The following is a 12,530-nucleotide window of genomic DNA, read 5'->3' as shown; positions in this document are numbered from 1 at the left end:
GTGGGTGGCGGGGTAAAAGACATGGTCGTTGCAACCTCCAAAAAGATGGAGTGTTGCAACGACCATTAGAACCCAAGCATTGCTCGCGGCCATATTTCATTTAAGTGTCTTTTGGAGCAGAACAGTTCCAAGCCAACGATCGAACTTGAATCCGACTCGCCCCATCCGACCGATTTCCTTGAAACCAAAGTCTTCATGGAGTTTGAGAGATGACTCCGCTCCCCCATCAGCTATGACGGCAATAATTTCTTTCAAGCCTGCAGCTTCAGAACGATTCATGAGCTCTTGCATGAGGGCTTTACCCAACCCCTTGCCTGTCGACGCGGCACGAAGATAGATGGAATTCTCCACCGTGTAACGGTAAGCGCGCTTTTGCTTCCAGGGAGTGACTAATGCATAACCAAGAACTTGCTGTCCCGGGGAGACTGCAACGATAAAGGGCATCTTGAGTTTTTCCAGATATGAGAACTTTTGTTTCCACTCTTTGAGTGTCATCAAATCTTCATCAAAAGTGACCACACTGTTGAGAACGTAGTAATTGTAGATCTCTCGAATATCAGGAAGATCAGCCGGAGTGGCTTCACGGATCTCGAAAGAAAAGGGCGCTTCAGGCTCAGGGCGTTTCTGCAGGTGCAGTGGCAACTGGCGTGGTTTGAGATATTCCTCTGGAAGCACGTGCACAAGCCTACTGACTAAAACAGCGCAGAATTGCTGGGCAACGCCCAATTAATGTGCTCCTGGCCATGCTCAGCCAGAGCTGAATTTACCTTGCTAAACGGCTTCGAAGCAAAGAAACCTCGAGAAGCCGAAAGAGGGCTCGGGTGTGCTGATTCAATGACGACTGCATTACTGAGGAATTCTTTCGCTCCAATTGCATCATTGCCCCACAACACTGCGACTAGCGTGGTGCCGGTTCTGCTGTTCAGAGCTTTCAGCGCTTGTTTAGTTACTTGTTCCCATCCAATTCCTCGGTGTGATCCTGCTTCGCCGGAGCGCACTGTGAGGACGCGGTTGAGCATCATGACTCCCTGATGGGTCCATGGGCTCAAGTCACCATTAGCAGGGACATCACAACCAATGTCTGTTTGTAGCTCACTAAAGATGTTCTTCAGACTTCGAGGCAAAGCCTGATGTTCGGGAGCCACCGAGAAGGAAAGTCCCACTGCATCTCCTGGAGTTGGATAAGGGTCTTGTCCCAGGATCACAACTTTCACACTCTCAAAGGGAGTCGTGAATGCACGCATGATGTGCTGTGGGGTTGGGAATATCTGGTGCCCGTCAGCTATCTCACGTTCTAGCCTTAAGGCAATCTCGGCCAGTGTTCCCTGAACTGGCGAAAGTATTTCTACCCAACTTGAATCAATGAGGTCTTGTTGGGCTAATTCCTCAAGATTGAGGGTGAACGTCATCGTGACTGTGGTTCTCGTGCTGGTGGCCAGCATGTTCTTGTGATTTGCGGTGAACAGTCTGGATTTTCTCACCCAGGTAAGAGACCACAGTTGCTGTCGTTGCACCCACAATGACAACGCCACCCAACATCAACAGAGAAGCATAGATACGACCTGTGATTGTCACTGGGATCATGTCTCCGTAGCCCACAGTGGTGATGGTTTCAATAGCCCACCATACAGCGTCTCCGTAGTTCAAGATTGTGGCACCTGGTGCATTCCGTTCTGCTGCATAAACAGCCAGAGAAAGTACGTAAACATACATCAAGGCAAAAGAAGAGCCGTATGCAACCAAGCGTGCACGGACCGAAGAGCCCTGGCGGCCCCGGAAGAACCGAAGACGAGATAAATACATCAGAAGCAAGAAAGGTCGCGTGAAAGGAATAGCCATGGAAATCAAGTCAATGACGTTCCGTTTGAAATAGATGCGCTTATTGGTTGAAAGTGTGAGTCGAACGAAGTAGTCGATGATGAACAGCAACCAGATAAGTCCCAAGGTGAGGAGGATGTACTTATCTATGCCCTGGGTAAATACCTCATCGTTGAGGATCAGAACCGAGTAGCCCAGCAGGAATATGAACGACAGGAAGATGAAGGGCAGAGTGGTGAATTTTTCCCACTTGATCTCTTTGGGGCTTCTGGTGTCTTCCACGAGAACGCCTGCAGCGTTCATAATGACTGGCTTTGGAGTCGATTCCATAGTTCTAGGCTAGTTAATATGAGCACACAGCGGGTCGCGTTATGGGATAACGCCCGTTTTGGAGCCATTGCGCTCATGGTTGCCGGCCACACCCTGACCAAGATGGTCGGAGAAAACAACGCCGCATTCACCCTCTATGTTTTTATCTACGCGTTCCACGTTCCTGTTTTTGTAGCTGTTTCAGGTTATTTCACCAAGGGAACCGCTACAGATGACAAACGCATTCGTTCTGTATTTACAGACATTCTGGTTCCTTATGTCATTTTCGAAGTGATCTGGTCCGTAGTTCTCTTCATCTACAACGGAAACTTCCTACTTGATCTCACCAGAGCATCGTGGACTCTCTGGTTCTTGCTCGCATTGGCTATCTGGCGCATTGTGTTGCCCTACCTAGTGGCACTGAAAAATCCGCTGCTCATCAGCATTGTTATTTCTATAGCAGCTGGCTACTTCCCCATCGATCAAACCTTCTCCGCAGCACGAGTACTCGGATTCCTACCCTTCTTCGTATTCGGCTGGCAGTTGCGAGAATGGAACCTCGGCGAACGCTGGATAGCGCTGTGTTCACAGTCCGTCATTCGCTGGCGAATAGTCGCAACTGCATTCATGACCCTAGTTGCCGTGGGTATAGCTGTCAGCGTTCCGTTTCTACGTGAAGTACAGATCCGCAGCTTCATAACTTATGACTCGGGCTATGCCACCTTTGGTTATGACCAGTGGTGGGGTGGCCTGGGCCGTCTCGCCACCATGCTGGTAGCGGCGGCCATGATTATGGCCTTCTTGATTCTGATCCCGCGTGAGCAGACCTGGTTTACTCAGTTTGGGCAGGCCACGATGTATGTCTACTTACTGCACACCTTTGTGCTCTATCCCTTACGCGAGAACGGTGTTCTCGACGGAGAGCGACCACTCTGGTACATCCTCTTAGCTGTTATTTGTTCATTCGGATTGACAGTTCTTCTCTCCATAAAGCTTGTGGTGAAGGTGTTCAAACCGATAGTTCAGCCGAACCTCAACTGGCTCTTTGTTACACCGCGTGACTTGACTCGTTGAGTAGTTCTCCTAGCGGGCGTAACGTCAAAGCAAGTTTTCACCACCCGCCTAAGGAGAACACCATGAGCAACGACCAAGCCAACTGGAAGTTTGAAACCAAGCAGATCCACTCCGGCGCGCAGCCTGACCCCGTCACTAACGCGCGTGCGACCCCGATTTACCAGACCACTTCTTACGTGTTCAACAACGCTGAGCACGCAAAGAACCTCTTTGCTCTGGCAGAGTTCGGAAACATCTACACCCGTATCCAGAACCCCACTCAGGACGTTGTGGAGCAGCGTGTAGCTGCCCTTGAGGGTGGAACTGCAGCACTGCTGGTTTCCTCTGGACAGGCTGCTGAAACCTTCGCTGTTCTGAACATCGCTGAAGCTGGCGACCACATCGTGTCTTCGAGCTCCATCTACGGCGGTACCTACAACCTGTTCAAGTACACCCTGGCAAAGCTCGGTATCGAAGTCACCTTCGTCGAGAACCAGGATGACGCAGACGAATGGCGTGCAGCAGTTCGCCCCAACACCAAGCTCTTCTTTGGCGAGACCATTGGTAACCCACGAATCAACATCCTGGACATTGGTCTTGTCTCGAAGGTTGCACACGAAGCAGGTGTCCCCCTCATCGTGGACAACACCATTGCTACCCCCTACTTGATTCGCCCTCTTGAGCACGGTGCTGACATCGTTGTTCACTCAGCAACCAAGTTCCTCGGTGGACACGGTACCGTTATCGGCGGAATCATCGTTGACGGAGGAAAGTTCGAATGGTCCAAGAACGTAGAGAAGTTCCCAGGCCTGACCGAACCTGACCCTTCTTACCACGGCGCCAGCTACACCACCGTTCTAGGTGACGCTATTGCGTACATCATCAAGGCACGTGTCCAGCTTCTTCGTGACCTGGGCTCCTCCATTGCCCCTGCGAGCGCATGGCAAATCATTCAGGGCATCGAAACCTTAAGCCTGCGTATCGAGCGCCACGTGGAAAATGCAACAGCTGTTGCACAGTGGCTGGAAGCACACCCTCAGGTTGCTTCCGTCAACTACGCAGCATTGCCTTCTAGCCCTTGGTATACCGCAGCAAACCGCTATGCACCTAAGGGTGTTGGTGCTGTCCTGTCCTTCGAACTCAAGGGTGGCGTCGAAGCAGGTAAGGCATTCGTTGACAACCTTGACCTGTTTAGCCACTTGGCAAACATTGGTGACGTTCGTTCACTGGTTATCCACCCAGCGTCCACCACTCACTCGCAGCTCACACCCGAGCAGCAGCTGACCAGTGGTGTGACTCCTGGACTAGTTCGCCTTTCTGTTGGTCTCGAGAACATCGAAGACCTCAAGGCAGACCTGGAAAAGGGTCTTGCTGCAGCTGCGGCAATCTAAGACTCAACGCACAAGAAACTAGTCGAGGGGCTTGGCTGTGGAGTAGCGTCTACTCCATGGCTGAGCCCCTCGTTCTTGTTTCAACAGTTGGTCACATTCGTCACCTACAACTCAATCGTGCAGAGAAAATGAATGCTGCCAATAGGCAGATGCTCTCTGAGCTCTCTCAGGCATACGCAGAGGCAGGCCGCGACGACAACGTCCGCGTTGTTGTCGTATCTGCCGCAGGCGACCACTTCACTGCCGGTTTGGACCTCGGCGATGTGTTGGGAACAGCAACCCAATCAGGGTTGGATCTAACGCCTGACGGTGGTATTGATCCCTGGGGAATTACAACAGCACCTATTTCTAAGCCCGTGATTGTGGCAGTTCAGGGAACTTGCCTGACCCTTGGCGTGGAATTGATCTTGGCTTCCGAACTGGCTGTGGCTGACGAAACTACTGTCTTTGGACAACTCGAGGTCACTCGCGGAATTATGCCGTTTGGCGGGGCAACTACGCGCTTTGCTCAGCGCGTGGGCTGGGCACATGCTTCTCGCTATCTCCTCACCGGAGAAACCTTTACTGCAGCAGAAGCTCAGCGTATTGGACTTATCAACGAAGTTGTTCAGACTGGTACCCAAGTGGAAAGAGCAATGGAACTTGCCGGGCTTATTGCAGAACAAGCCCCACTGGCAGTTCAGGCCACGTTACGCAATGCCCGTGTAGCTCGAGCAGCCGTTGAGAAAGAAGCACTCAGCCAGCTTCCGATGGAACTGTCCGCGCTTCTTTCCAGCCAAGACTTCCACGCAGGCGTTGCTGCATTTAGTACGAGGTCAAAGCCAGAGTTCACAGGCAAGTAGGCTTAATCCACTATGGATTGGCAAGATTCGGCCGACAACCTGCCCTCAGGCTTTATTACTGATGAGCAGGTTCGTTCTGTTGCCGGAAAGCCCCCCGTTACTGGCGCATGGCGTGATGGGGATGCCCCTGGCAATCGTCAGTTCGCCAACTTAGGCCCCTTTGACTTCGAATGTGGCGGATCACTTCCCCACGTTCGCATTGCTTACGAAACCTGGGGCACGCTCAACGAAGCCAAAGACAATGCTGTCCTCGTGCTGCACGCCCTTACAGGCGACAGCCACGTTGTAGGTCCCGCCGGTGGCGGTCACACCACAGCTGGATGGTGGAACGAAGTAGTTGGTTCAGGACTCGCAATCGATACAGACAAGTGGTTTGTGGTGGCTCCCAATGTTCTTGGCGGGTGCCAAGGATCTACCGGGCCTGCTTCCCTCGCACCAGATGGCTACGAGTGGGGTTCACGCTTCCCCTACACAACCATTCGCGACCAGGCTCGAGCTCAGGCTCAGTTCTCTGACGTTATTGGTATTGAGAAGTGGGCTGCAGTTATTGGTGGCTCTATGGGTGGTATGCATGCCCTTGAATGGGGAGCCATGTTCCCCGAGCGCGTGGAACGTTTGGCTGTTCTTGCAGCGCCTCCAGCAACGAGTGCTGATGAAATTGCTCTGAACACCGTTCAAATCGAAGCAATCATGCTGGACCCTGCATTCCGTGCCGGACACTTTTACGAAGCACGTGACGGCGAAGGCCCTTTCCGCGGCCTTGCTCTTGCGCGCCGAATTTCATTCCAGAATTTCCGCACGCCATCAGAGCTTAACGAGCGCTTTGACCGCTCTTCACAGAGTGACATCAGCCCTCTGGGCAAGGGTGGTCGCTTTGCGGTTGCCAGTTATCTTGACTTCCACGGAAATAAGTTCACTCGACGCTTTGATGCCAACAGCTACATCACTCTCGTTGAGGCCATGAACTCCCACGACCTAGGTCGTAACCGAGAAAGCATTGAATCAGTACTGGAATCCATCACTATTCCCACACTGATTATTGGAATTGATAGCGACCGCTTCTTCCCTCTGGAGGGACAGAAGCGACTCGCTGTTCATATTCCTGGAAACATCAACGGTGACGAACCAGCCCTCTTGGAATCTGACTTTGGTCACGATGCGTTCTTGATTGAATCGGAGTTCGTGGGTTCTCAGATTTCTCGCCTTTTGGCTTCATAGAGAACGGTGGCGGAAACCGCCAGCAAGACAAGCTCTCCGATATTGCGGAGCGTGAGAATGCTCAGCTCCAATGGTTGAACATTCAGCAAGCCGTTGTAGAGATAGGGATAGAACGCTTGCGTCAGAACGCCCAGAAGTAGCGCAATAACTGCAGGCGATACAAATCGTCTTTGCTCCAGCACAAGCCCGGCAATGATCGGTGCTGCAAGCCAGCCAATGTATTGAGGCGAACCCACTTTATTGAAGACAATCAACACAACGGTCAGTGTCAGTGCAACAGCGGGCAACACATGATTAGGGCTAGAACCCCTCCTGTGAAGCCAAAGGCCCCACAGCAAAGTGCCGACAAAACCTATGCCCAACAGGATTGAAGACAAGTCTGCTGCCATTCCTGTTCCTTCTCCCATGACTTGAAACGTGAGAATGACGGTGTCGTAGTAAACGGCATAACCTTGCTCGTGAAAAGCAGCAAGCCAGAGGAAAGGGGTTGCCAGAGGAGCCTCTATCTGGAGCCCTCTTGTTGTTTGCTGTCCCAAGAAGCTGAAAATGTTTGCAGCGCCGCCCAAAATCACAGCAATGGCAATCACAACTACAGAGGTAACAAGTATTGAAATCAACACGGTCTTGCGTTTGTGCACGGCAACAAGAACCGCAGCTATCAAGGCAGCGGGCCAAACCTTGATCCACGTCGCTATGGCTAACAGCGCCCCGGCTATTGCCGGTCGCTGCACAGCCATGAGCAGGCCCACTATCGCCAACGGGGTGACAATGCTGTCCAGTCGTGCCACAGCAATCGGTCCTAGTAAAAGCATGAACACCAACCACCACCAGGCGGCAGTTCGCTGGAGCGTGTTTCGCTGTGTGCCCTGTGCTGAATAAAGCAGGTAGGCAAATGCACCTGAATTGAGAAGTGAAACTAGCACAATCCACCCGAACGGATATAGACCAGGTCCGGCCACGAGTGGGAGCAAAATTGGGACGAGAGCGACAACTGGATACACCCATTGTGAATCTATGCCGACAATTCCAGCCCCGCCTGCTGCTTGACCTGCCCAAAATTCATAAACAAAGCTGACATCTCCATAAGGCACAACTTCAGCGACATAGCCTTGCCATCCCAGACACAAGCTGAGCACTGCAAATGCAGACCACATGACTGCATGGTTGAGCCAGTAAGTTCTCGTAGGCATCTTTAGTGCTTGCCAGCTGAAATAACGAGTGAGACCCCACGACCAACAGCCTCTGCAACATCAAGTGCAGGGAATGGCCCAACTTCACCAGCAAGTTCTGCAGCTTTGCCATGCAGAAAGACCCCAGTTGCAGCCAACTCAGCTAATTCTTGAAGTGAGGGAACTCTCTTCACCGAATGAGTGGCAACAAGTGCCGCAATAATTCCAGCAAGAACATCTCCTGTTCCTGCAGTCGCAAGCCATGATGTGGGAGAAGTGACTTTCACCAAGATTCTGCCACCAGTTGGTTCTTCAGGTGTCGAAACAAGGGTTTCATGCCCTTTGAGAACGACAACAACATCTAATTGATCCGCGGCTGTGGCAACCCACTCTTCTCTCGTTGCCCCATTTCGTGGAACGAGTCGTTCCAGTTCTCCTTCGTGTGGAGTAATGATGGCTGGCGCTGAGACATGGTTTAGGAAACCTAATCCGCCAGCATCCACGACGACTGGTTGGAGTCCCAATGCTGCGTGTGCGATCGCAGGAAGTTCAGGGTTGAGATCTTGCGTTGATTCCATTCCAGAACCGACCAGCCAGGCATCGACGGCCCCAGAAACGGTGACCGTTTCAGGCCGGCATGCTAGGACGAGATCTGCAGGAGCCTTTTCTCCCAGAAATCTGACCATGCCAATGCCCGTGCGGTGTACAGCTTCGACGCCGAGTACAGCAGCACCTGGATACTTCTCTGACCCAGTAACTACTCCCAGAACACCGTGAGTGTATTTGTTGTCCTCAGGTCCTGGAACACGAATTTGGCGGGCTGCGTCAGCAGCTCCCCACTCTTGTATCTGTTCTGTCACGGCTAATCCCCCGATTATCTGCGCCTGGTGGCATCCTGGACTTCGCCCACGAGTTCTTCAATAATGTCCTCCAAGAACAACACACCAGTGGTGTTCCCTTGAAGATCAACAACTCGAGCAATATGAATACCGCTGCGCTGCAGTTCTGCCAGAGCGTCTTCGAGGTCTGTAGTTTCAGTCAGCGTGGCCAGCTGGCGAATGCGCTTGGCTTTAATGGGTCCGGTGTGGGTTCCAGCTTCAGAGATGTCGTCATCGAAGGTAAGGACATCTTTGAGGTGGACATAGCCAATGGGTTCGTTATCAGCGTCGCTGATGACGTAACGAGAGAAGCCGTATTTGGCCACTGCTTGTTCAAGGTCGCTCACACTTGCCGACTCAGGCAAGGTGACGAGGTTCGCAAGCTCAACCTTGATATCCCCCGCCTTTTTGGTTGTGAATTCAAACGCCGCAGACAAAGTTCCTGAAGAGTCTTCAATCATTCCCTCACGAGTGGAATGAGAAACAATGGTAGCCACTTCGTTGAGAGAGAAAACACTATTGGCTTCTTCACGGGGTTCAACCTTGAAAAGTCTCAATACAGCGTTGGCCACACCGTTCATGGCCCAGATAACAGGCTTTACAACCCGAGCAATAAAGACAAGTGGTGGCGCCAGCAAAAGTATGGCCTTTTCAGGAACGGAGAACGATGCATTCTTTGGCACCATTTCGCCAAAGATGACGTGAAGGAAGGTGACCAAGATTAAGGCAACAGCGAAGCTGATGCCACTTATCCACCCGTCATCCAAACCAGTTCCAGAAAGTCCCAACAAAACTAAGTGATGAATAGAAGGTTCAGACACGTTCAAAATCAGCAAGGACGCCACCGTGATTCCCAGCTGACTGGTGGCCAGCATCAGGCTCACGCGTTCCATGGCATAAAGCGCTGTTTTAGCTGCAGCGCTTCCCTTTTGGGCAAGCGGCTCAATTTGGGAGCGACGTGCAGAAATAACGGCGAACTCTGCCGCCACAAAGAATGCGTTCACTGCGAGGAGAACAACCAGCCAAATTAGTCCTGCCCAATCACTCATTGCTCTCACCTACAACAACTACGGGCGTGAAACGAAGACGATCAATACGACGGCCGTCCATGCGAACTACCTTGAATTCCCCCTCAGGAACAGTGACGACGTCACCTTGTTCCGGGATTCGTCCCAGTTGACTCATCACGAAACCGGCCACGGTTTCGTAATTGTCATCTTCCGGAACGGTAATTCCGGCACGCTCTTCCAGCTCGTCTGGTCGAAGTGATCCTGGGAAGGTGAGGTAGTCGGCAGAGCTGACAACTCCTGCACGGGTGCGGTCATGCTCGTCTGCGACCTCACCAACAAGCTCTTCTACGAGGTCTTCAAGAGTGGCGATACCTGCCGTGCCACCGTATTCATCCACGACGATAGCCATCTGGAGACCCTTGCCACGAAGTTCTGCAAGCAAAGCATCAAGGGACATGGTGTCTGGGACGCGTAATGGTTCAATCATCAGCGCTGAGACAGGAACGTCGTTGCGACGTTCCCTCGGCACTGAAATCGCGTTCTTGACGTGAACAACACCGACCACGTCATCGAGGCCGTCCTCGGTAACGGGGAACCTGGAGAAGCCTGTCTTTCGTGCCAACTCAAGTACGGCACGTGCAGAATCGCCTGGTTCCAGCGATTCAATGCGAAGGCGTGGAGTCATCACATCACTGGCAGAAAGTTCACTAAACGCCAGTGTCTTGCCCAACAGGGTTGCAGTGTCTTCCTCGAGGGCGCCCTCGCTTGCGGAGCGCCGCAAGAGAGACGAGAGTTCCTCTGCCGATCGAGCTCCTGAAAGCTCTTCCTTGGGCTCAAGACCAAAGCTTCGAAGCACCGCATTTGAGAGACCGTTGAGAAGTGCGATGAGTGGCTTGAATACCGTGGTGAAAAGTGTCTGGAAAGGGATTACAACCTTCGCTGTTGCCTGCGGTAATGCCAAGGCAAAGTTCTTGGGAACGAGTTCTCCCACAATCATGGAAAGCACTGTGGCAATGACAACGGCGCTCACACCGGCGACGGTGCGAATAACTGCTTCGTTCCACCCCAAAGCCGAAAGTGGCTGGAAAAGCAGCGCTGAAAGCGCAGGTTCCATTAAGAAACCTGTCAAGAGCGTCGTTAGCGTGATACCCAGCTGTGCGCTGGAGAGGTGGGTTGACGTAATGGTCAATGCCTTGATGGTGAGGCCCAGGCCTCGAACGCCACGATCACGCTGGGCTTCAAGTTCTGGCCGGTCAAGATTGACCAGAGCAAACTCCGCGGCGACGAAGAAACCCGTCCCAACCGTAAGAACTAAACCGGCTGCGAAAGCTACCCACTCAGCAAACATGAGATTCACCACGCTCGAAAATCATCAGTGACGAAGTATTGTCACTTGTTCGGGCAGGCGGGGGGTCGTCCATTTCTCTTTTATTCTAGCCAGATGGCTCGGAGTTGACTGTGAAGGCTAGTCAATGACGTTAGCGAAACGGAGAGGAATTTCAATAAAGACATCGGTTCCGCCTTCGGCAGCAGCATTCCACTCAATAGATCCGCTGAGCTCACCTTGAATGAGTGTCTTCACAATCTGTGTACCTAGACCATCTCCAATAGCTCCTTCAGGCAAACCGGTTCCGTTATCCACGATGTGAACTGTGAGAAGTTCCTCATTACGGGTGGCTTCAATCACAACTGTTCCTTCACGGCCTGCAAGGCCGTGTTCTACCGCGTTGGTGACCAGTTCTGTCAGTGCCAGAGCCAGAGGAGTTGCATACCCGCTGGGGAGCACTCCAAAGCTGCCTGTCAGTCGTGGGTGAACCGTGGTGCCATGAATTGCGGCGACTTCAGCGCTGAGCATCAAGACGCGGTTGAAGACGTCATCAAAGTCCACGTTCTGGGTGAGACCTTCAGACAGGGTGTCGTGAACTACTGCAATAGAGGCAACACGGCGCATTGCTTGTGTGAGTGCTTCACGTGCTTCATCTGATTGAGTTCTTCGGGCCTGAATGCGCAGCAAGGACGCAACAGTTTGGAGGTTGTTCTTCACACGGTGGTGAATCTCACGAATGGTGGCGTCCTTAGTAATGAGTTCCATCTCTTGATGGCGCAACTCAGTTACATCCCGGCAGAGCACAATCGCACCGGTTCGCTCACCGAGGTGGCGAATAGGGATTGTGCGCAAGGAAACAGTCACACCACGGGCTTCAATGTCAGCGCGCCAGGGTGCACGGCCCGTGACAACAACAGGAAGTGATTCATCGACATTGATCTTGCCTGTGAGCACACGAGTGGTGACCTCGGCCAGCGACTCGCCTTCCAGCTCATCGGCGAAGCCGATGCGGTTGAAGGCAGAGAGAGCGTTGGGGCTGGCAAAGGTGACAACACCGTCAACATCCAGGCGAATAAGACCGTCTGTTGCACGAGGTGCTCCGCGTCGAGGAGATGGTGCTGCGTCGAGGTCAGGGAAGTCGCCCGAGGCGATCATGTCGAAGAGGTCGTTGGCACAGGAGTTGAAGGTCATTTCCTGGCGGCTGGGTGAACGGCTCTCAGAGAGGTTTGTGTGGAGAGAAATGACGGCAATGGGGCTACTGGGTGCTGAGTCTGTGGAACCTTGACGCACGCGGCGGATAACAGGCACGGCACGAACGCGGGTAGGAGTCTCTTCATACCAAGCTGGAGAAGACGATTCAATGATGCTCGCCGTTTCGTAGGCTTCGCCAACCTGTGCACGCCATTCAGCTTTGATCTTTTGGCCGACGAAGTCACGGTAAAAAAGGGTGGCAGAGCTTGAAGGACGTGCGTGAGACACAGCAACGAAGGAACCATCTTGGGTGGGCGCCCAGAG

At 52.7% G+C, this 12,530-nt stretch carries 12 protein-coding genes; 4 read left to right on the top strand and 8 right to left on the bottom strand.

Annotated elements, in window-relative coordinates; all coding sequences use genetic code 11:
• Positions 1-96: 96 nt before the first annotated feature.
• Genes RR877_RS08500 through RR877_RS08490 form a run of 3 tightly spaced genes read right to left on the bottom strand, consistent with a single transcriptional unit; the run spans position 97 to position 2,148 of the window.
• Complete coding sequence (locus tag RR877_RS08500) at positions 97-675, bottom strand: N-acetyltransferase family protein (RefSeq protein WP_332551128.1); 579 nt, start codon at positions 673-675, stop codon at positions 97-99.
• 17 nt (positions 676-692) lie between these two features.
• Entirely contained in the window at positions 693-1,409 is a 717-nt protein-coding gene (locus RR877_RS08495; protein ID WP_332551127.1) for a uracil-DNA glycosylase, read from the bottom strand.
• Positions 1,387-2,148 (bottom strand): ion channel, encoded by a 762-nt coding sequence (locus RR877_RS08490; RefSeq protein ID WP_332551126.1) that lies wholly within the window; start codon positions 2,146-2,148, stop codon positions 1,387-1,389. Before RR877_RS08490 ends, RR877_RS08495 begins: the two co-directional genes overlap by 23 nt.
• Positions 2,149-2,166: 18 nt before the next feature.
• On the opposite strand from RR877_RS08490, the gene RR877_RS08485 reads away from it, so the two are divergent.
• From RR877_RS08485 to RR877_RS08470, 4 genes are all read left to right on the top strand, one after another.
• Complete coding sequence (locus RR877_RS08485) at positions 2,167-3,201, top strand: acyltransferase family protein (RefSeq protein WP_332551125.1); 1,035 nt, start codon at positions 2,167-2,169, stop codon at positions 3,199-3,201.
• A gap of 62 nt (positions 3,202-3,263) precedes the next feature.
• Complete coding sequence (locus RR877_RS08480) at positions 3,264-4,571, top strand: bifunctional o-acetylhomoserine/o-acetylserine sulfhydrylase (RefSeq protein WP_332551124.1); 1,308 nt, start codon at positions 3,264-3,266, stop codon at positions 4,569-4,571.
• Between the two features lie 56 nt (positions 4,572-4,627).
• Entirely contained in the window at positions 4,628-5,413 is a 786-nt protein-coding gene (locus RR877_RS08475; protein ID WP_332551123.1) for a crotonase/enoyl-CoA hydratase family protein, read from the top strand.
• Positions 5,414-5,425: 12 nt separating this feature from the next.
• On the top strand, positions 5,426-6,631 hold the full coding sequence (locus RR877_RS08470; protein ID WP_332551122.1) for a homoserine O-acetyltransferase: 1,206 nt from the start codon (positions 5,426-5,428) through the stop codon (positions 6,629-6,631).
• Here the strand turns inward: RR877_RS08470 and RR877_RS08465 are convergent.
• The 5 genes from RR877_RS08465 to RR877_RS08445 all read right to left on the bottom strand — a co-directional run.
• On the bottom strand, positions 6,604-7,785 hold the full coding sequence (locus RR877_RS08465) for a glycosyltransferase 87 family protein (RefSeq protein WP_332627924.1): 1,182 nt from the start codon (positions 7,783-7,785) through the stop codon (positions 6,604-6,606). The two genes, RR877_RS08470 and RR877_RS08465, sit on opposite strands and share 28 nt — an antisense overlap.
• Before the next feature lie 38 nt (positions 7,786-7,823).
• On the bottom strand, positions 7,824-8,660 hold the full coding sequence (locus RR877_RS08460; protein ID WP_332551120.1) for an ADP/ATP-dependent (S)-NAD(P)H-hydrate dehydratase: 837 nt from the start codon (positions 8,658-8,660) through the stop codon (positions 7,824-7,826).
• 14 nt (positions 8,661-8,674) lie between these two features.
• Positions 8,675-9,727 carry a hemolysin family protein gene (locus RR877_RS08455; protein ID WP_332551119.1) on the bottom strand — a complete coding sequence of 351 codons (1,053 nt, stop codon included), beginning with the start codon at positions 9,725-9,727 and terminating at the stop codon, positions 8,675-8,677.
• A complete protein-coding gene (locus tag RR877_RS08450; protein WP_332551129.1) occupies positions 9,720-11,036 on the bottom strand; it encodes a hemolysin family protein in 1,317 nt (438 codons plus the stop codon). The genes RR877_RS08455 and RR877_RS08450 overlap by 8 nt, the downstream gene beginning before the upstream one ends.
• A gap of 117 nt (positions 11,037-11,153) precedes the next feature.
• On the bottom strand, positions 11,154-12,530 hold a 1,377-nt coding region (locus tag RR877_RS08445; protein ID WP_332627922.1), incomplete at its 5' end, for a histidine kinase N-terminal domain-containing protein.

This window comes from Aurantimicrobium sp. (assembly GCF_036667855.1).
Lineage (GTDB): Bacteria > Actinomycetota > Actinomycetes > Actinomycetales > Microbacteriaceae > Aurantimicrobium.
This window is presented reverse-complemented; position numbering and strand designations above follow the sequence as displayed.